The organism is Clavibacter sp. B3I6 (assembly GCF_030816895.1).
Classification (GTDB): domain Bacteria; phylum Actinomycetota; class Actinomycetes; order Actinomycetales; family Microbacteriaceae; genus Clavibacter.
Genome location: NZ_JAUSYL010000001.1, coordinates 1,197,127 through 1,215,454 on the forward strand (window position 1 = coordinate 1,197,127; position 18,328 = coordinate 1,215,454).

The window sequence follows — 18,328 nt, forward strand, 5'->3', positions numbered from 1 at the left end:
CCTGCGCCTCCCCCGCACGGGGACGTGGCCCGGCGGGCCGTCGCCGGTACACTCGCAGGCGGTCCGCACCCCGATCAGCGCGGACACTCCCCCGACGTCGGCCCACCCGCCCGGCGTCTCGACGACAGGACAGACCCCATGAGGATCCTCGTGACCGGCGGCGCCGGCTTCATCGGCTCGAACTTCGTGCGCCACGCGCTCTCGGACGACTACGCCGGGCTCGAGGGCGCCGACGTCGTCGTGCTCGACGCGCTCACGTACTCCGGCAACCTCGAGAACCTGGCGGCCGTCAGCGACTCGCCGCGGTACACGTTCGTGGAGGGCGACATCCGCGACGACGCCGTCCTCGACGAGTGGATCCCCCGGGTCGACGCGGTCGTGCACTTCGCCGCCGAGAGCCACGTCGACCGCTCGGTCCGCGACGCGAGCATCTTCGTCGAGACCAACGTGCTCGGCACGCAGAAGCTCCTCGACGCCGCCCTCCGCCACGACCTGAAGCGCTTCGTGCACGTCTCCACCGACGAGGTCTACGGATCCATCGCCGAGGGCTCGTGGGACGAGTCGCGGCCGCTCGAGCCCAACTCCCCCTACTCCGCCTCCAAGGCCGGCAGCGACCTGCTCGCCCGCTCGTACCACCGCACGCACGGGCTGAACGTGTCGATCACGCGCTGCTCCAACAACTACGGGCCCTACCACTTCCCCGAGAAGGTCATCCCGCTGTTCGTCACGAACCTCATCGACGACAAGCACGTGCCGCTCTACGGCGAGGGCCTCAACATCCGCGACTGGCTGCACGTCGACGACCACTGCCGCGGCATCGCGCTCGTGCTCGTGCAGGGCGCGCCCGGCGAGATCTACAACATCGGCGGCGGCACCGAGCTCACCAACCGGGAGCTCACGCAGCTGCTGCTCGACGCGACCGGCCGCGACTGGTCGTACGTCGACCGGGTCGAGGACCGCAAGGGCCACGACCTCCGCTACTCCGTCGACATCTCGAAGATCCAGCGGGAGCTGGGCTACGCGCCGCAGGTGCCGTTCGAGCAGGGCCTCGCCGACGTCGTGCAGTGGTACCGGGACAACCGCTCCTGGTGGGAGCCGCTGAAGCAGCGCGCCGAGCTGCCCGCGTGAGCCGCGTCCTCGTCGCCGGCGGCCGCGGCATGCTCGGGCAGGACCTCCTGCCCGCGCTCGCCGCGCACGACGTGACCGCGCCCGCGCGCGCCGAGCTCGACATCACCGACGAGGCCGCGGTCCGCCGGGCCGTCGCCGGGCACGACGTCGTCGTCAACCTCGCCGCCTACACCGCGGTGGACGCGGCCGAGGAGCACGAGGACGAGGCGCGGGCGATCAACGCGACGGGCGCCGGCGTGCTCGCGCGCGCCGCGGCCGAGGCGGGCGCCCGCATCGTGCACGTCTCCACCGACTACGTCTTCGACGGATCCGCCTCCTCCCCCTACCCGGAGGACGCGCCCCACGCGCCCGTCTCCGCCTACGGCCGCACCAAGGCCGAGGGCGAGCGGCTCGTGCTCGACGGCCACCCGGAGGGCGCGAGCATCGTCCGCACCGCGTGGCTGTACGGCGCCGGCGGCCCCTCCTTCCCCGCGACGATGCTGCGGCTCCAGGCGACGCACGACACGGTCTCGGTGGTCGACGACCAGCGCGGCCAGCCGACCTGGACCGTCGACCTCGCAGCGCGCATCGTGGAGCTCGTCGACGCGGGCGCGCCCGCCGGCGTGTTCCACGGCACGGCCTCGGGCGAGACCACGTGGCACGGCCTCGCGCGCGCCGTCTTCCAGGAGGCGGGGCTGGATCCCGCGCGCGTGCTGCCGACCGACAGCGCGGCCTTCGTGCGTCCCGCGCCGCGCCCCGCGTACTCCGTCCTCGGCCACGACGGCTGGGCGCGAGTCGGGCTGGCGCCGCTGCGCGACTGGCGCGAGGCGCTGGCGGACGCCGGCCGGCACGGCGTCCTCCGGGCACGCTGACGGCTACACTCGTGTCCGGTCCGATCCCGGACGCCTCCGCCGCCTCCGCTCCGCGCCCCGCGCGAGCCCCACGCAGTCCGAAGGGCACCACCGACGTGTCGAGCATGACGAGTTCCGAGTCGCGGGAGTTCTCGAGGCCCGGCACGGGCGCGGGGCTGCTCGACGTCTACCGCCGCCGCTACCTCCTCTCCCTGCTCGTGCGCAAGGAGGTGCAGGTCCGGTACCGCGGATCGGTGCTCGGCTGGCTGTGGTCGTACGTCAAGCCCGCCGCGCAGTTCGCGGTCTTCTTCATCGCGATGGGCGTGTTCCTGCGTCTCAACCAGAACCAGGTCAACTACCCGATCTACCTGTTCTCGGGCATCATCCTCATCAACTTCTACACGGAGGCGTTCTCCAACTCCACGAAGTCCCTGGTGGACAACGGCGCGCTCATCAAGAAGATCTACCTGCCGCGGGAGCTCTTCCCCGTCTCCAGCACCTTCGTGGCGCTCGTGAACTTCCTGCCGCAGCTGGTGATCCTGCTCGTCGTCTGCCTCTTCGTGGGCTGGGCGCCGACCCCGGTGCAGGTGCTCGGGATCCTGCTCGGCGTCGCCATCATCGGCACGCTGGCCATCGGCCTCGGCATGCTGTTCGGCGCCGCGAACGTGTCGTTCCGCGACTCGCAGAACTTCGTCGAGCTGATCGTCATGGTCGTGGTGTGGGCGTCGCCCGTCCTCTACCCCTTCGCGCAGGTGCGCGACGTGCTGCCCGACTGGCTGCTCGTGGTCTACCAGCTCAACCCCGTGACGGCCGCCGTCGAGCTCTTCCACGCGGGCTTCTGGTACCCCACCACGGGCGGCACCGGCGACCTCCCCGAGAACCTCTGGATGTACGGGTTCATCGCCCTCGGCGTCTCGCTCCTGAGCCTCCTGCTCGGGCAGCTCGTCTTCAAGAAGCTGGAGGGGCGCTTTGCCCAGGACCTCTGAGTCGGACGCGCTCCCGCGCATCATCGTGGAGAACGTGCGCAAGTCGTTCCTCCTCCGCCACACGCACTCCATCAAGGAGACGGTCATCGCGGCCGTCCGCCGGAAGCCGCTCGCCAGCACCTTCGACGCGCTGGAGGACGTCAGCTTCTCCGTGCGCCCCGGCGAGTCGGTGGCGCTCCTCGGCTTCAACGGATCCGGCAAGTCGACGCTGCTGAAGCTCATCTCCGGCGTCTACCAGCCCGACAGCGGCGAGGTGCTCGCCCGCGGGCGCATCGCCGGCCTCATCGAGGTGGGCGCGGGCTTCCACCCCGACCTCTCGGGCCGCGAGAACATCTACCTCAACGCCGCGATCCTCGGCATGGAGCAGCACGAGATCGACGCCCGCTTCGACCAGATCGTGGCGTTCAGCGAGATCGAGAAGTTCATCGACACCGAGGTCAAGCACTACTCCTCGGGCATGTTCCTCCGGCTCGCCTTCTCGGTCGCCATCCACACCGAGGTCGACATCCTGCTGGTCGACGAGATCCTCTCCGTCGGCGACGAGCCGTTCCAGCGCAAGTGCCTGGCGAAGATCCGCGAGCTGCACGACCAGGGCAAGACGCTCGTCGTCGTCAGCCACGACCTCGACATGGTGTCGGACCTCTGCGAGCGCGGGATCCTCATCCAGTCGGGCCGGGTCGCGTTCGACGGGCCGTCCAAGGACGCCGTCGAGCGGATGCGCCAGGGCTGACGCCGCCGGGCGCTCCTCCCGCCTCCCGCGGCAGGTCGCCGGTACGATGGTCCTCCCGCGGGCCGACCCGACACCCGCGCGATGGAGGACCGTGACCACCACGCTGCGCGTGATCATCGACCAGCTGACCGGCCCGACGCCCGGCGGCATGGGCCGCTACGCCGAGGACCTGACGAGCGCCATCGTCGCCGCCACCCCGAGCGGGTGCGAGGTCGAGGGCGTGGTCTCCGCGATCACGCCCGAGCAGACGGCCGACCTGGAGGAGCGCCTCCCCGGGCTCGCCCGGATCACGCGCGTGCCGCTCCCCCGCCGCGAGCTGTCGCGCGCGTGGCAGCTGGGCCTGCCGACGCCCGGCACGACGGGCATGGTGCACGCACCGGGCCTCCTCGCGCCGCTGCGCCGCCACGACCGCGTCAACACGCACGACCAGATCGTCGCGACCGTCCACGACGTCAACGCGTGGACGCACCCGGAGAGCATGACCAGCGCGTCCGTCTCCTGGACGAAGGCCATGGCCAAGCGCGCCCGCAAGCACGCCGACGCCGTGGTCGTGCCGTCGCACGCGCTGGCCGAGGAGCTCGCCCGCTACGTCGACCTCGGCGACCGCGTGCGCGTGATCGGCGGAGCGGTCAGCCCGAGGATCGCGCTGCCCGCGGATCCCGCCGCCCGCGCCGCCGAGCTCGGGCTCCCGGCCGACTACCTGCTCACGGTGGGCAGCCTCGAGCCGCGCAAGGGCGTGCAGGCGCTCGTGCAGGCGCTCGCCCGGCCCGAGACCGGCGACCTGCCGCTCCTCATCGTGGGCCCCGCCACCTGGGGCGACGTCGAGCTGGCGCAGGTGGCGGACGAGGCGGGCGTCGACCCGTCGCGCGTCCGCAGCCTCGGCTCCCTGTCGGACGCCGACCTCGCGGTCGCCCTCGACCGCGCCACCGTCTTCGTGCATCCCAGCCTCTCGGAGGGCTTCGGTCTGCCGGTCGTCGAGGCGCTGTCGTTCGGCACGCCCGTCGTCCATTCGGACGCGCCCGCCCTCCTCGAGGTCGCGGCCGACGCGGGCGTCGTCGTGCCCCGCGAGGACCCGGACGGGTACCCCGAGCGCCTCGCGCACGCCATCGGCGGGCTGCTCTCCGACACCGCGGCGCGCGAGCGCCTGTCCGTCGTGGGCCAGGACCGCGCCCGCGCCTTCAGCTGGCGCGACTCCGCCGAGAAGGTCTGGCAGCTGCACGCCGACCTCTAGGGGCCGGTGCGCGGGCCGCGGATCAGCCCGCGGACCCCGCGGCGAACTGCTGCTGGATCGCCTCGCGGATCGCCGGGAAGTCCGGCTCCTGCGAGTCGAAGCGCGGCGGCACGATCTCCAGGTCGTCCATCGGCTGGCCCTTCGTCTTCAGCGCGAGCTGCGTGAAGTAGCCGAGCATGCCGCGCGGGATGTCGGTCTTGACCACCTGCTGGCCGGCCTCGGCGATCGCATCGAACTTGGTGAGGACGTTGGCCGGGTCGAACTGCTGCAGCACGGCCTGCTGGACCTCGCGCTGGCGCGCCATGCGGTCGTAGTCGGTGGTCTGGTAGCGGGATCGCGCGTACCAGAGCGCGTGGTACCCGTCGAGCTTCTGCTGGCCGGGCTCGATCCACTCGGGGATCGGGACCGGGTTGAACTTCTCGTCGTGCCCGGAGCCCATGCCGATGCGGCGCTTCACGTCGACGTCGATGCCGCCGAGCGCGTCGACCATGTCGGAGAAGCCCTGCATGTCGATGAGGGCGTAGTACTGGATCGTCAGGCCGGTGATGCCCTCCACGGCCTCGCGCATCGCCTCGATCCCCGGGAGGCTCCCCTCCTCCTTCGCGTCGGGGTAGAGGTCCTGCTTGTAGACCTCGACCTCGGTGTAGATGGAGTTGAGCATGCACGCGTCGACGTCGCAGCGCTGGTAGCCGTTCGGGTAGCGCTCCTGCAGCGGCGACCCGTCGGAGAACGGCACCTTCTCCATGTCGCGCGGGAGCCCGACCATGGTGGCCCGGCCCGTGGCGGCGTCGACGCTGACCACGGTGATGCTGTCGGGGCGGAGGCCCGCGCGGTCGGTGCCCGCGTCGCCGCCGAGCAGCATGATGTTGTACCGGCCGTCGACGGGCGCCTCGGTGGCGTAGTCGCCGAAGATGCCGCCGAGGGCGCCGCGGCCCACGCCGACGATGTAGGCCGCGTAGCCCGCCGATCCCGCCGTGCCCACCATCAGCAGCACCGACAGGGCCGCGATGACCGGGCGGGCCCGGGGCGCGACGCGGATGATGCGCGCGAGCCGGAGCGTGTCGAGCGCGAGCACGACCCAGAGCACGGCGTACGCGGCGAGCGCCGCCTGCAGGAGGACGAGCAGCCACTCCTGCGACACCAGCTGGATCAGGGCGCCGCGCGCGAAGAGCGCGAGGCCGCCGATCACGACGGCGAGTGCCCACACGACGAGCGTGGAGGCGAGGCCCACGCGGCCGAGGCGGCGGTTCCCCGCGAGGACCTGCGCGGATCCGGGGATGAGGACGTTGAGCACGACGAGCCACCAGGCGCGCGTGGTCATGATGCGCGGCGACCGGCTGTCCGGGTGCCGGATGGGCTGCGTGAGGCTCACGTGCGCGACGAGACCTTCTGCTGCAGCGCGACGTTCTTGCGCTCCACGAGCTCGGCCAGCTCGGCGCGGTGGCGTGCGAGGGCGTCGGCGATGCGGTCGTCGGAGGTGGAGAGGATCCGCGCGGCGAGGAGCCCCGCGTTCTCCGCGCCGCCGATGGACACCGTCGCGACGGGCACGCCCGCGGGCATCTGCACGATCGAGAGCAGGGAGTCGAGGCCGTCGAGCGTCCGCAGCGGCACGGGCACGCCGATGACGGGGAGGGTCGTGACGGAGGCGATCATGCCGGGCAGGTGCGCGGCGCCGCCGGCGCCAGCGACGATGACGCGGATGCCCCGCTCGCGCGCCGACTGCCCGTAGGCGATCATCCGCTCGGGCGTGCGGTGCGCGGAGAGCACCTCGACCTCGTGGGGGATGCCGAGGGCGTCGAGCGCGTCGGCGGCCTTCTCCATCACGTTCCAGTCGGAGTCGGAGCCCATGACGAGGCCGACGAGTGCAGGGGTGTCGGGATTCACGGGCTCCATGCTAGGTGCCGCGCTCCGCACGCCCGGCCCGCCGCGCCACGCAGGCCGCGCGGGGACCGGGCGGGACGCGACGGCGCGCGGGTCAGCCCCGGAAGAACGCGGCGGCCGCGCGCGCCCGGTACGCGGTCTCGTCGAGGTCGTCGCCGACCACGGTCACGTGCCCGACCTTGCGACCCGGGCGCGGGTCCTTGCCGTAGAGGTGGAAGCGGGCCTCGGGCTGGTCGGCGAACGCCGTCGGGTACCGGTCGGCGAGGGCGCCCTCCTCGGGGCCGCCGAGGACGTTGATCATGACCGACCACGGCGCGAGCGGGCGGGTGGATCCGAGGGGCAGGTCGAGCACGGCCCGCAGGTGCTGCTCGAACTGGCCCGTGACGGCGCCGTCCATCGACCAGTGGCCCGTGTTGTGCGGGCGCATGGCCAGCTCGTTGACGAGGAGGCGGCCGTCGACGGTCTCGAACAGCTCGACCGCGAGCACGCCCGTGACGCCGAGCCCCTCCGCGATCCCGCGGGCCATCTCCTCCGCCGCCTGGCGCAGGCGCGGGCTGGCGCCGTGCGCGGGCGCGATGACCTCGGCGCACACCCCGTCGCGCTGGATGGACTCCACGACGGGCCACGCCGCGATCTCCCCCGAGGGGCGCCGCGCGACGGACTGCGCGAGCTCCCGCGCGTAGTCGACCAGCTCCTCGGCGAGCAGCGCGTCGCCCGTGCCGAGCCCCTGGAACCAGTCGTCGGCCTCGTCCGCGGACCGGACGACCCGCACGCCCTTGCCGTCGTAGCCGCCGCGCGGCGTCTTCACGACCGCGACGCCGCCGTTGTCGGCGAGGAACGCGGCGAGCTCGTCCCGGTCGGCGACGCGCGCCCAGACGGGGACCGGCACGCCGAGCGCCTCGAGGCGCTCGCGCATGAGGAGCTTGTCCTGCGCGACCAGCAGGGCGTCGGGGCCCGGGTGCACGGCGACGCCCTCGGCGACGAGCGCGCGCAGGACGTGCTGCGGGACGTGCTCGTGGTCGAAGGTGATGACGTCGACCTCGCGCGCGAAGGCGCGGACGACGTCGAGGTCGCGGTAGTCCCCGACGGCGGTGGCGGCGAGCCCCGCGGACATGCCGTCCGCCTCCGCGAGCACGCGGATCCCGATGCCGAGCTCCACGGCGGGGGCGATCATCATCCGGGCGAGCTGGCCGCCTCCGACGACTCCGACGGTGGGCGTCATGGTGTCCTCTTCCTCCAGGTGGGTGGGCCCGCAGGCGCCTGCGGGCGGCGGCGCGTCGGCCGGCGGCCGGTGACGACCGGTGCCAGCCGGTATCGTGGTCCGTCGCGCCACCCGCCATCCTCCCCCATCCCGGACGGACCCCGCCCATGTCCCCACGCCGCTCCCTGGCGTCGCTCGGCATGCAGGTCGCCCGCTTCGGCCTCGTCGGCGGCCTCGGGTTCCTCGTGGACCTCGGCGTCTTCAACCTCCTGCGCGCGACCGTGCTGCACCCCGACGCCCTCGAGGCGGGGCCGCTGATCGCCAAGGTCGCGTCGACCGTCGCCGCCATCGCCGTCAACTGGGTGGGCAACCGCTACTGGACCTTCGGCGACCAGCGCACCACGCGCCGCGGCCGGGAGGCGCTCGAGTTCCTCGCCGTGAGCCTCCTCGGCATGGTCATCGGCCTGGCGTGCCTCTACGTGTCGCACTACGTGCTCGGCCTGACCTCGTCGCTCGCGGACAACGTCTCGGCCAACGTCATCGGCCTCGGGCTCGGATCCGCCGTGCGCTTCGTGCTCTACCGCCAGTGGGTCTACTCCCCGGCGCGGCGGCACGCGGCTCCGGCCGCGTCCGCGGAGCCGGGGCGCGTGCCGGATCGGGAGCGCGTCCCCGCCTTTTGACGTCCGCGGGGGCGGGCCGCGCCGGGCGTCGGCACCGAGCGCCGCCGGGTCAGGCGCGCTGCCAGGGCTGGGTGTCGTCCGGCCGCGCGTCCGGGTTCCCCCACGCGGGACCCCCGGGCCGTCCGCGCCGCGACTCCTCCTGGCGGCGGCGCTCGGCCACCATGTTGGCGTTCTCCTCCATGAGGTCCTGGAGCGCCTGCACGACGAGCACGGCCGACGGCACGTCGCGGAGGACCACGGGCGACTCGAGCCCCGCGTTGATGGTCACGTGGCCGCTCCGGTGCAGGTGCTGCAGGGGCCCGCGGCGCAGCGTGACGTCGTAGCCGCGCGAGTGCAGCAGCTCCTGGCGGGTGCGCACGAAGAAGCCGTGCGAGACGATGAGCCGGCGGGTGGTCACCGTGTAGCGGCGGTTCAGCCACACGAGCACGGGCAGCAGCGTGACGAAGACCGCGACGCCCGCGAGCGCCACCAGCAGCAGCGCGTTCTCCCAGGGCTCGGGGAACCAGGCGCCGAAGTAGCCGGCGGTCAGGCAGGTCGCGATGAGCAGCAGCATCGGGAGGGTGAGGGCGCGGCCGTGCGGGCGGAGGCGCACGAGGACGCGCTCGGGGTCGGTGGACGCGATCTGCTGCGCGGGCGCGGCCGGCGGGGCGACGGGGCGGCCGAGACGCGGATCCACGTCGTGCGACGACGTGAGGCGGCCGGCCTCGTCCTCGGCGACGCGGCGGCGCTCGTCCTTCTCGGCCCGGCGACGGGCCCGGCGTCCGCCTCGGACGGGGAGCGCCCGTCCGCCTTCGCCGGGTGCGTACCGCTGCGTGTCACCCGTGTGCGCCATGCCTCATTGATACCGCAGATGCGTCACGTCCCCCGCGGCGACAGACGTCACGGCCGGATCCCCGGCGGACTCCACGGTGAGCCGCCCGTCGTCGTCCACCCCCGTCGCGCGGCCGAGGAGCTCCCCGCCGCCCGGCAGCTCGACGCGCACGTCGCGCCCGATGGTCGCGCACGTCCGTCGCAGCTCGTCGACGAGGCCGGCCGCGCGCGCATCCCCGTCGGCGTCGACCCACGACCGGTAGCGCGCGCGGAACGCGGCCAGGTAGGCGGCGAGGATCGCGTCCACGTCCGGCTCGACCACGCCCGCCAGCCGCAGCGAGGTGGATGTGGCCGTGGGCAGCTCCGCCTCCGCGAGCGTGAGGTTGAGGCCCGTCCCGACGACGAGCCGGCCGGGCGCGACGAGCTCGCCGAGGATCCCCGACGCCTTGCGCCCGTCGACGTGCACGTCGTTCGGCCACTTGAGCGTGACCTCGGCGGGTGCGGGCACGACCTCGCGCAGGGTCGCGACGAGCGCGAGCCCCGCGATGAGCGGCAGCCAGCCGGGGTCGAGGTCCGCGCGGCCGGGCGCGCACAGCACGCTCACCGCGAGGGTCCGCCCGGGCGGTGCGATCCACGCGCGGCCCCGGCGCCCGCGCCCCGCGGTCTGGTCGAGGGTCAGCAGGACCGAGCCGTCGGGCCACGCGGCGGGATCCGCGGACGCCCGCCTCGCCAGCTCGTCGTTGGTCGAGCCGACGGTCTCCAGGGCGACGAGGCGCGGGGCGGCGAGGCGGCTGAGCGGGAGGTCCATGCCGTCACCGTACCGAGCGGATCAGGAGGACATGGCACCCGGGACGCCCCCTCTTCTGTGCGTGGTCCACAACGGCGGCGCCGATGGCCGCCGGTACAGTGAGGCGGGTGACTGCACACGAGCCAGACGAGGACGCCGGCGCCCCGGACATGTACACGACCGCCGGGAAGCTCGCCGACCTGAAGAGGCGCTACCACGAGGCGGTCACGGCGAGCGGCGAGGCCGCCATCGAGAAGCAGCACGCGCGCGGCAAGATGACCGCTCGCGAGCGCATCGACCAGCTACTCGACCACGGGTCCTTCGTGGAGCTCGACGAGTTCGTGCGCCACCGCACGCACGCCTTCGGCATGGACGCGAAGCGGCCCTACGGCGACTCCGTCGTCACCGGGACGGGCACGGTCAACGGCCGCCAGGTGGCCGTCTACTCGCAGGACTTCACGATCTTCGGCGGCTCGCTCGGCGAGGTCGCGGGCGAGAAGATCATCAAGGTCATGGAGCTCGCCATCAAGACGGGCGTCCCCATCATCGGCATCCTCGACTCGGGCGGCGCCCGCATCCAGGAGGGCGTGGTCGCGCTCGGCAAGTACGGCGAGATCTTCCGCCTCAACACACGCGCGTCGGGCGTCATCCCGCAGATCTCGCTCATCATGGGCCCGGCCGCGGGCGGTGCCGTGTACTCCCCCGCGCTCACCGACTTCGTGATCATGGTCGACAAGACCAGCCACATGTTCGTCACCGGGCCCGACGTCATCAAGACCGTGACGGGCGAGGAGGTCGGCTTCGAGGAGCTCGGCGGCGCGCTCACCCACAACCGGGTCTCGGGCGTCTCGCACTACCTCGCGAGCGACGAGGACGACGCGCTCGACTACGCGCGCACGCTCCTCGGCTTCCTGCCGGACAACAACCTCGCCGAGCTGCCGGAGTTCCCGCGCACGGCCGACCTCGAGATCACCGCGCAGGACCTGCGGCTCGACACGATCATCCCGGACAGCCCGAACCAGCCGTACGACATGCGGACGATCATCGAGCTCATCGTCGACGACGGCGAGTTCCTCGAGACGCAGCCGCTGTTCGCGCCGAACATCATCGTGGGCTTCGCGCGCGTCGAGGGCCGCTCGGTCGGCATCGTCGCGAACCAGCCGAACGCGATGGCCGGGACGCTCAACATCGAGGCGGGCGAGAAGGCCAGCCGGTTCGTGCGGTTCTGCGACGCGTTCTCCATCCCGATCCTCACGCTCGTGGACGTGCCGGGCTACCTGCCCGGCACCGACCAGGAGTGGACGGGCGTCATCCGCCGCGGCGCGAAGCTGCTGTACGCGTACGCCGAGGCCACCGTGCCGCTCGTCACGGTCATCACGCGCAAGGCCTACGGCGGCGCGTACATCGTCATGGGCTCCAAGCAGCTGGGCGCCGACATCAACCTCGCGTGGCCGACGGCCGAGATCGCGGTGATGGGCGGCCAGGGCGCCGTCAACATCCTCTACCGAGGCGAGATCAAGCGCGCCGAGGCCGCGGGCGAGGACGTCGCGGCCGTGCGCACGCGGCTCGCCAACGAGTACACGTACAACGTGGCGAGCCCGTTCCTCGCGGCGGAGCGGGGCGAGCTCGACAACGTGATCCAGCCGGCGGCCACGCGCGCGTCGGTCGTCAAGGCGCTGCGGGCGCTGCGCACGAAGCGCGCCAGCCTGCCGCCGAAGAAGCACGGGAACATCCCGCTGTGAGCGACGCGCAGCCGGTGCCCGGCATCCGCGTGCTCGGCGGCGCCCCCACCGAGGAGGAGCTCGCCGCGGCGACCGCGGTGATCGCCGCCCTGGCGGCCCAGCCCGTCGTCGAGCGGTCCGTGCGCCGCGCTCCGGACGCGTGGGAGCGCTCGCAGCGGGCCGTGCGCGGCACGCTCGTGCCGGGGCCCGGACGCTGGCGCGGCTTCTCGGCCTGATCCCCCGCGCGAGGCGTCGGGGCGGCGTCGGCCACAGCCTGTGTCCTCCCAAATGACGACTTGGCCGGCACGTCCGGCTCCGTGAGACTCGTCCTGCTGGGGGGCCCGCATCGCGGGTCAGTCAACACGGCGTCGTCCAACTGTGGTGAGCAGACGACGCCGGGGGGCGGATCATCCTGGTGCTCGGGTCACCGGGATGACCGGAGAGGCGCGGGGCGGACGGTGCAGGCACCGGCCCCGCGCCTCTCAGCACCGCACGCCACGTCCCGCCGCTCGCCCCGACGCTCGCCGGTCAGGTGCGGGGCCGCGGGATCTCCAGCCACAGGTCGACCTCGTCGTCCAGGTCGTCGCTGCCCAGCAGGCTGGCGCTGCCGTCGCCGGCCACGCTGAGGCCCACGACCGTGATCGCCGTGTCGGAGCCCTCGGGCACCGTGCGGGCGATGATCTTGTCCGCGTGCGTGTCGCGCACGGCCTCCGCCAGGCGGTCGAGGACGACGTCCCGCGTGGCGTCGTCGAGGTCGTCGATGCCGCCCTCGTCGAGGAGCGTCACGACCGTCCCGCGTCGGCGGGCGGCCATCACCTGCTCCCGCACGGCGTCGTTGAGGAGCGTCCGGCCGCGGATCTCGTCGCGGATCGCACCCTCGAGGTAGAGGCACTCCTGCCGCTCCTCCGGCGACAGGTCGCCGCCCGTCTCCACGATGCGGCGGAGCATGGGGACGGCCATGCGGCTCGTCTGCCGGAGCCTGAACTGGCGCTCGTAGAGGTGCGCCTCCTGCGCGGCCTGCCAGTCGGCCGCCTCGCGCTCGGCGCGGTGGAACTGCCGGGCGTCGCGCGCGGCCTTGGCGAGGGCGTGCGCGAGCACGTGCGAGACGGCGACCCAGAGCGCGCTGCCCGTCACGCCGTAGGCGACGAGACCCGTCGGGCCCGCCCACAGCACGGTCTGCACGGCGAGGATCACGATGCCCGACCAGGCGAAGCCCTGCCGCCGTCGGGCCGACGTGATGGTCATCAGCGTCCCGACGGCCGCGATGTGCCAGGTGGAGAAGGGCCGGGTCGCCCCGGCGGTGAGCTGGCTCGTGACCAGCACGGGCACGACGATCGCGACGGCCAGGTTGAAGGACGCGAGCCACACGGGCATCACCGTCGGGCTCGTCGGCCACAGGCTCATGACCGTGGCGACGAGGTAGAGGACCACCGCGACGAGCGTGACGGCGGGGTCCGCGGGCGCCGCGATCGAGACGAGGGCCAGCACCACGTGGTACGCGGAGAACAGCGCCGCGAGGCCGAGGATGATGGAGCGCGGGACGACGATCACCGGTCGCCCCCGCGGTCGTCGGACGTCGCGGTCAGGGCGTCCGCGTCGGCGTCGATGGGCCGGGCACCCGCGCCGCCGTCGCCGTCGGCGGGCGCCGGCCAGCGGATCCGCACGGCGGTCCCCTCGCCCGGCGCCGAGTCGATCGTCACGAGGCCGCCGGCCTGCGCCACCCGCTCCTTGATGGACACGCGGAGGCCGAGGCGCTCGGTGGGGATGCGGCGCTGGTCGAAGCCGGCGCCGTCGTCCACCACGTCGATGGCCACGCCCTCGTCGCCATGGCCCGCGATCACGAGCCGGCGGGTGATGGTCTCGGCCGAGGTGCCGGCGTGCTGGAGGCTGTTCATCATCGCCTGCACGGCCGCCGAGTAGACGGCCTCGGCCGTGGCGACGGGGACCGTGCGCGTCCCCAGGTCGCGGGTCTCGAGCACGAACGGGGCGGACAGGGCCGACGCGGCGTCGACGATGCGCTTCGCGACGGCACGGAGCGGGACCGACGCGTCGTCGTCCGTGCCCTGCTCGGCCGCGGCGAGATGGCCCATGGCGTTGGCGGCCATCGTGGCCGCCAGGGCGCGGCCGGGCGGATCCGCGGTGCGCGCCGCTGAGAGCAGCGTCGTGAGCACGCTGTCGTGCACGATCGCGTCGACCTGCACGCGCTCGACCTCGGTGGCGTGCTGGCGCACCGCGTGCGAGTAGCGGGTGAGCGCCGTGCCCTGCGCCCAGTCGACGCCGAGGGCCGCCTGGCGGAGCACGGTGACGATCATGAGCACGGACCCGCCGAGGATGATCGAGTAGAGCACCTGGAGGAAGGAGTCCAGCGGCGTGATGACGCCCTGGCGCACCAGCACCTCGAGGGCGCCGAGGAGGAGCGGCACGGCGACCGTGTAGATCACGGCGATCCAGAGCCGGAACGCCATGGCGGCGCACGTCGTCGCGACCGTGAGCTCCTGGTAGAGGAACGGCTGCGGCGTGGTCGCGCGGGCCGCGGGCTCGATGGCGAACGGCCACGTCGCGAGCGCGAGGACGAAGATCACCGCGACGGTCGCGTGCGCGGGCACCACGCCGCGGCGGAGGATGCCGGCGATGCAGGTCCAGACGAGGCCGCCGAAGAAGAGCACGAGGAACGCGAGGTTCCAGGCGGGACGCATGCCGCTCAGCTGCTCGCTGATGACCTGCACCGACTGCAGCGCGAAGAGCAGCCCGAAGGCACCGGCGCCGCGGCCGAGGATCGTCTCGATGCGGGCGAGGCTGATGGGGTTGCCGGGGGTGCGCGGCGGGGCCCCGGCGAGGGCGCGCGTGACGGGTGCCGCCGTCGGCGGCGGGCTGGCCGGTGGCCTACCGGGCATCGCCGCCGTCCTGGTCCAGCCCCGGGAGGATGCCGTCCTCCACCGCGCGGCGGAGGAGGTCGACCTTGGTGGGCGCCGGTCGGCCGACCTCCACGTACTTCACGCGGATCCGGTCGAGGTACTCGCGGGCCGTGCTGTTCGCGATGCCGAGCTGCTGCGCGACGAGCTTGAGCGGCAGGCCGGACGCGTACAGGTGGAGCACGTCGCGCTCCCGGCGGCCGAGCTGGGCCTTGGCGAAGTCGCGGTCGGCGTCGATGGCGGTGGCCCACTCGAGGTTGTTGAGGACGTCGCCGCGGGCGACGGTGGCCACGGCCGCCATGACGGTCTGCGTGGCGGACGACTTCGGGATGACGCCCGCGGCGCCTGCGGCGAGCGCCTCGCGGACGCTGGCGACGCGGTCGGCGATGCTGTGGACGAGCACCGCGGCGCCCGTGCCCTGCGCTGCCTTGACGTTGTCGGTGACGGACGAGCCGTCGCCGAGCGAGAGGTCGAGGACGACGACGTCGCACTCGCGGCCGACGAGGCCCTCGACGAGCTCGCGGGCGTTCGCGGCGGCGAGGATGAACTCGTACCCGGCGTCGATGCACGCGGCCTTGAGGCCGAGGCGCACCGACTCGTGGTCGTCGACCACGGCCACGCGGACGGGCGGTCGGGCCTCGGCTGCCGGATCGGATCCCTGCGTGGTCTCGGTCATCCGGATCCCCCTCGTCTCGTGCTGCCGTCGATCGCCGACGGTCCCCTCGCACACTGTATCTCCCGGCGGACCCGCGCCCGGGCGGCGGCGCCCCTCCCCCGGGGCGTCCGACCGCCTCCCGGTCAGGAGGCGGCGGGCACCAGCACGGCGACGCTCTCGACGTGGTGTGTGTGCGGGAACAGGTCGAACGAGCGGACGGACCGCAGCTCGTAGCCCCGCTCGGCGAAGAGCGCGACGTCGCGGGCGAGCGCCACCGGGTCGCACGCCACGTAGACGACCTGAGCGGGGTGCAGCTCGGCGAGCGCGTCGACGACGGGCTTCTTGGCGCCCGCGCGCGGCGGGTCGAGCACGACGGTGGCGCCCTGGAGGCGTCGGCGCTCGGCGGGGCTCGCGTCGCGGACCAGCTGCTGCAGGTAGCGGTCGACGCGCGCGGTGAGCGACGCGGCGCCCACCCACTCGGCGAGGTTGTCGCCCGCGAACTCGGTGGCGACCTCGTCGCTCTCGACGCTCGTGATGCGGACGGTGTCGCCGAAGCGGTCGCCCACCGCGGCGGCGAGCAGCCCGACGCCGCCGTAGAGGTCGAGGTTCGCGGCGCGCGGGTCGAACAGGGCCTCGTCGATGGAGGACTGGACGGCGTCGTAGAGCGTCTCGGCCGCGCGGCGGTGCACCTGCCAGAAGCCGCCCGCCTCGAGCCGGAACTCGCGGTCGCGGACGCGCTCCGTGATCGTGTCGCGGCGCTGCGGCTTGCCGTCGATGAGGAGCATGCGCACGTGGCCGTCGGCGGGCGCGACCAGGTCGATGCCCTCGACGCCCGGGAAGCGCTGGCCGAAAGGCGCGGCGCCGTTGACGCCGGCGGTGGCGAGGGGCAGCGACTCGACGGGGATCACGCGGTGCGAGCGGGAGGCGTACGGGCCGACGAGCCCGTCGTCGCCGACGTGGAGACTGACGCGGGTGCGCCAGCCGAGGCCGTCCGCCTCGTCGTCGCCGGGGAGCGCCTGGACCTCGACCTCGCGGTCGACGCGCGCCATGCGGGACAGCGAGTCGACGACGACCTGCCGCTTGAGCTCGCGCTGATGCGCCAGGTCGATGTGGCCGAGCTCGGCGCCGCCGACGCGGTCCTCCGGGGCGCGGTCGACGGAGGCCTCGGCCCACACGTGCGGCCGGCGGTGCGGCGACGCGTCGATGACCTCGACCGTGTCGGCGCGCCAGAACGACTTCTTCTGGTCGTCCGTGATGCGCGCGCGCACCCGCTCGCCGGGGATCGCGTCCGAGACGAAGATCACCCGGCCGTCGTGCCGCGCCACGGAGACTCCCCCGTGCGCGATGTTGGTCACGTCCACCTCGACCTCGCGGCCCACCTGCTCACCCATCCCGCAACCCTGACACACGCGGGGGCGGCCGGGGGACGCGCGCATCCGCCGACGCGCGTGCCACCATGGCCGCGTGACCACGCGCCTCCACCTCGCCTCCACGTCCCCCGCCCGCCTGGCCCTCCTGCGATCCGCGGGCATCGAGCCCGTCGTGCTCCCCTCCGACGTCGACGAGCCCGCCGCGGTCGCCGCCGCCGAGGCGCGCCAGGGGCCGCTCGGACCCGAGGACATGGTGCAGCTGCTCGCGCGCGCCAAGGCCGAGGCGGTCGTGGGGCAGCTCGTCGCGGGCGCGCCGCTCACGGGCCTCGTGCTCGGCGGCGACTCGGCCTTCGAGATCGACGGCGTCGTGCACGGCAAGCCGCACACCCCGGAGCGCGCGACGGAGCGCTGGCGGGCGCAGCGGGGCCGGGAGGGCCGGCTGCACTCGGGGCAACTGGCTGATCGAGGTGGCCGACGGCCGCATCGTGCGCGGCATCGGTCGCGCCGCCGTCGCCGACGTGCGCTTCCGCGCCGACATCACGGACGCCGAGATCGACGCCTACGTCGCCACGGGCGAGCCGCTCCTCGTCGCCGGGTCCTTCACCATCGACAGCCTCGGGGCGGCCTTCATCGAGCGGATCCAGGGCGACCCGAGCACGGTCGTCGGCCTGTCGCTCCCCACCCTGCGCGGTCTCGTCCGCGAGCTGGGCACGGAGTGGACCGACCTGTGGAACCGGCAGGGCGCGGTCGAGGCGCGCCTGCTCTGAGCGGCGCCGGGGCGAGCGGGCCTCAGCCCATCCCGAGGACCTCGATGCGGTCGGCGAGGTAGGCGGCGAGCGCCCGCGTCTCGTGCGCGGCCGGTCCCCACTGCACGCGCAGCTCGCGGCCGCGCAGGGACAGCGGGCCGGATCCGCGGGCGAGCGACTCCGCGTCGAGCGCGATGGGCTCCCAGTCGTAGTCGACCGCGTCGCCCTCCGCGAAGGCCCGCACCGCCTGGCGCCTGGCCTCCTTGCGGGCCTCCACGCCGGAGTCGAGGCCCTGCGACCGCGTGGGCTCGACGGCGCGCGTGATGCTCCCGGTGCGGCGCAGGGATCCGTCGGCCGACAGGAGCAGCACGCCGAGCCGCCACGCGCGCCCCACCGGCACCATCGCGGGCTGCCGCTTGATGGGCCCGAACGACCGCTTGGCGCGGACCTCGGCGAGCGCCTCGTCGGGCGCGCGGCGCGCCTGCAGCTCGGCGACCGTGCGGGCCAGGAGGTCGGCGAGCTCGGCCGCCGCCGCTTGCGCGTCGTCGTCGCCGCCGGAGCCGGGTGCCGTCATCCCCCGATCATGCCAGGGCCGCGCCGCGCGCGGCCCTTTGTGGACGCGCGTACCCGTCGGGCCCGCATGTCTGTGCCGACCCTCCG

At 73.8% G+C, this 18,328-nt stretch carries 18 protein-coding genes and 1 pseudogene; 9 read left to right on the forward strand and 10 right to left on the reverse strand.

Annotation, left to right across the window (positions count from 1 at the left end):
- Window positions 1-138: 138 nt before the first annotated feature.
- The 5 genes from rfbB (at window position 139) to QFZ62_RS05645 (ending at window position 4,905) form a co-directional block, all read left to right on the forward strand.
- The gene (gene rfbB, locus QFZ62_RS05625; RefSeq protein ID WP_307502796.1) at window positions 139-1,128 is read left to right on the forward strand and encodes a dTDP-glucose 4,6-dehydratase; all 990 of its coding nucleotides are present in this window, start codon (window positions 139-141) and stop codon (window positions 1,126-1,128) included.
- The gene (gene rfbD, locus QFZ62_RS05630; RefSeq protein ID WP_307502799.1) at window positions 1,125-1,979 is read left to right on the forward strand and encodes a dTDP-4-dehydrorhamnose reductase; all 855 of its coding nucleotides are present in this window, start codon (window positions 1,125-1,127) and stop codon (window positions 1,977-1,979) included. Before rfbB ends, rfbD begins: the two co-directional genes overlap by 4 nt.
- Before the next feature lie 95 nt (window positions 1,980-2,074).
- Complete coding sequence (locus QFZ62_RS05635) at window positions 2,075-2,944, forward strand: ABC transporter permease (RefSeq protein ID WP_307502801.1); 870 nt, start codon at window positions 2,075-2,077, stop codon at window positions 2,942-2,944.
- Entirely contained in the window at window positions 2,928-3,674 is a 747-nt protein-coding gene (locus QFZ62_RS05640; RefSeq protein WP_307502805.1) for an ABC transporter ATP-binding protein, read from the forward strand. Before QFZ62_RS05635 ends, QFZ62_RS05640 begins: the two co-directional genes overlap by 17 nt.
- A 91-nt stretch (window positions 3,675-3,765) precedes the next feature.
- On the forward strand, window positions 3,766-4,905 hold the full coding sequence (locus QFZ62_RS05645) for a glycosyltransferase family 1 protein (protein ID WP_307502808.1): 1,140 nt from the start codon (window positions 3,766-3,768) through the stop codon (window positions 4,903-4,905).
- Between the two features lie 22 nt (window positions 4,906-4,927).
- Here the strand turns inward: QFZ62_RS05645 and QFZ62_RS05650 are convergent, their stop codons facing one another.
- The 3 genes from QFZ62_RS05650 to QFZ62_RS05660 all read right to left on the reverse strand — a co-directional run bounded on the left by QFZ62_RS05650 (window position 4,928) and on the right by QFZ62_RS05660 (window position 8,008).
- Window positions 4,928-6,277, reverse strand: a complete 1,350-nt coding sequence (locus tag QFZ62_RS05650) for an LCP family protein (protein ID WP_307502810.1) — start codon at window positions 6,275-6,277, stop codon at window positions 4,928-4,930.
- Window positions 6,274-6,798 carry a 5-(carboxyamino)imidazole ribonucleotide mutase gene (gene purE / locus QFZ62_RS05655; protein WP_307502813.1) on the reverse strand — a complete coding sequence of 175 codons (525 nt, stop codon included), beginning with the start codon at window positions 6,796-6,798 and terminating at the stop codon, window positions 6,274-6,276. Before purE ends, QFZ62_RS05650 begins: the two co-directional genes overlap by 4 nt.
- Window positions 6,799-6,880: 82 nt before the next feature.
- A complete protein-coding gene (locus QFZ62_RS05660) occupies window positions 6,881-8,008 on the reverse strand; it encodes a 5-(carboxyamino)imidazole ribonucleotide synthase (RefSeq protein WP_307502816.1) in 1,128 nt (375 codons plus the stop codon).
- A 146-nt stretch (window positions 8,009-8,154) separates the two neighbouring features.
- Here QFZ62_RS05660 and QFZ62_RS05665 point away from each other — a divergent pair, with 146 nt between their 5' ends.
- Window positions 8,155-8,667, forward strand: coding sequence for a GtrA family protein (locus QFZ62_RS05665; protein WP_307502818.1), 513 nt, complete (start codon window positions 8,155-8,157; stop codon window positions 8,665-8,667).
- A gap of 49 nt (window positions 8,668-8,716) precedes the next feature.
- On the opposite strand, the gene QFZ62_RS05670 is transcribed toward QFZ62_RS05665, so the two are convergent.
- Together QFZ62_RS05670 and QFZ62_RS05675 are read right to left on the reverse strand one after the other, a co-directional pair.
- Window positions 8,717-9,499 carry a PH domain-containing protein gene (locus QFZ62_RS05670; RefSeq protein ID WP_307502820.1) on the reverse strand — a complete coding sequence of 261 codons (783 nt, stop codon included), beginning with the start codon at window positions 9,497-9,499 and terminating at the stop codon, window positions 8,717-8,719.
- A 3-nt stretch (window positions 9,500-9,502) separates the two neighbouring features.
- Window positions 9,503-10,285, reverse strand: coding sequence for a biotin--[acetyl-CoA-carboxylase] ligase (locus QFZ62_RS05675; RefSeq protein WP_307502824.1), 783 nt, complete (start codon window positions 10,283-10,285; stop codon window positions 9,503-9,505).
- Window positions 10,286-10,368: 83 nt separating this feature from the next.
- On the opposite strand from QFZ62_RS05675, the gene QFZ62_RS05680 reads away from it, so the two are divergent.
- Entirely contained in the window at window positions 10,369-12,006 is a 1,638-nt protein-coding gene (locus QFZ62_RS05680) for an acyl-CoA carboxylase subunit beta (protein WP_307502828.1), read from the forward strand.
- Window positions 12,003-12,221 carry an acyl-CoA carboxylase subunit epsilon gene (locus QFZ62_RS05685; protein ID WP_307502831.1) on the forward strand — a complete coding sequence of 73 codons (219 nt, stop codon included), beginning with the start codon at window positions 12,003-12,005 and terminating at the stop codon, window positions 12,219-12,221. Before QFZ62_RS05680 ends, QFZ62_RS05685 begins: the two co-directional genes overlap by 4 nt.
- 292 nt (window positions 12,222-12,513) lie before the next feature.
- Here the strand turns inward: QFZ62_RS05685 and QFZ62_RS05690 are convergent, their stop codons facing one another.
- The 4 genes from QFZ62_RS05690 to QFZ62_RS05705 all read right to left on the reverse strand — a co-directional run bounded on the left by QFZ62_RS05690 (window position 12,514) and on the right by QFZ62_RS05705 (window position 16,943).
- Entirely contained in the window at window positions 12,514-13,536 is a 1,023-nt protein-coding gene (locus QFZ62_RS05690; RefSeq protein WP_307502833.1) for a hypothetical protein, read from the reverse strand.
- A complete protein-coding gene (locus QFZ62_RS05695; RefSeq protein ID WP_307502835.1) occupies window positions 13,533-14,879 on the reverse strand; it encodes a sensor histidine kinase in 1,347 nt (448 codons plus the stop codon). The genes QFZ62_RS05690 and QFZ62_RS05695 overlap by 4 nt, the downstream gene beginning before the upstream one ends.
- The gene (locus QFZ62_RS05700; RefSeq protein ID WP_307502838.1) at window positions 14,869-15,573 is read right to left on the reverse strand and encodes a response regulator transcription factor; all 705 of its coding nucleotides are present in this window, start codon (window positions 15,571-15,573) and stop codon (window positions 14,869-14,871) included. The genes QFZ62_RS05695 and QFZ62_RS05700 overlap by 11 nt, the downstream gene beginning before the upstream one ends.
- 122 nt (window positions 15,574-15,695) lie before the next feature.
- Entirely contained in the window at window positions 15,696-16,943 is a 1,248-nt protein-coding gene (locus tag QFZ62_RS05705) for a class I SAM-dependent RNA methyltransferase (protein WP_307502841.1), read from the reverse strand.
- A gap of 73 nt (window positions 16,944-17,016) precedes the next feature.
- On the opposite strand from QFZ62_RS05705, the pseudogene QFZ62_RS05710 reads away from it, so the two are divergent.
- Window positions 17,017-17,689: pseudogene (locus QFZ62_RS05710) on the forward strand (nucleoside triphosphate pyrophosphatase).
- A gap of 22 nt (window positions 17,690-17,711) precedes the next feature.
- Here the strand turns inward: QFZ62_RS05710 and QFZ62_RS05715 are convergent.
- Entirely contained in the window at window positions 17,712-18,242 is a 531-nt protein-coding gene (locus QFZ62_RS05715) for a hypothetical protein (RefSeq protein ID WP_307502844.1), read from the reverse strand.
- Between the last annotated feature and the right edge of the window lie 86 nt (window positions 18,243-18,328).

Bases quoted from the DNA above. Each gene is read 5' to 3' on its own strand.
- QFZ62_RS05700 (WP_307502838.1), bottom strand. From the start codon at position 15,573: ATGACCGAGACCACGCAGGGATCCGATCCGGCAGCCGAGGCCCGACCG.
- QFZ62_RS05670 (WP_307502820.1), bottom strand. From the start codon at position 9,499: ATGGCGCACACGGGTGACACGCAGCGGTACGCACCCGGCGAAGGCGGA.
- QFZ62_RS05660 (WP_307502816.1), bottom strand. From the start codon at position 8,008: ATGACGCCCACCGTCGGAGTCGTCGGAGGCGGCCAGCTCGCCCGGATG.
- QFZ62_RS05715 (WP_307502844.1), bottom strand. From the start codon at position 18,242: ATGACGGCACCCGGCTCCGGCGGCGACGACGACGCGCAAGCGGCGGCG.
- purE (WP_307502813.1), bottom strand. From the start codon at position 6,798: ATGGAGCCCGTGAATCCCGACACCCCTGCACTCGTCGGCCTCGTCATG.
- QFZ62_RS05705 (WP_307502841.1), bottom strand. From the start codon at position 16,943: ATGGGTGAGCAGGTGGGCCGCGAGGTCGAGGTGGACGTGACCAACATC.
- QFZ62_RS05680 (WP_307502828.1), top strand. From the start codon at position 10,369: ATGGCCGCCGGTACAGTGAGGCGGGTGACTGCACACGAGCCAGACGAG.
- QFZ62_RS05665 (WP_307502818.1), top strand. From the start codon at position 8,155: ATGTCCCCACGCCGCTCCCTGGCGTCGCTCGGCATGCAGGTCGCCCGC.
- rfbB (WP_307502796.1), top strand. From the start codon at position 139: ATGAGGATCCTCGTGACCGGCGGCGCCGGCTTCATCGGCTCGAACTTC.
- QFZ62_RS05675 (WP_307502824.1), bottom strand. From the start codon at position 10,285: ATGGACCTCCCGCTCAGCCGCCTCGCCGCCCCGCGCCTCGTCGCCCTG.
- QFZ62_RS05695 (WP_307502835.1), bottom strand. From the start codon at position 14,879: ATGCCCGGTAGGCCACCGGCCAGCCCGCCGCCGACGGCGGCACCCGTC.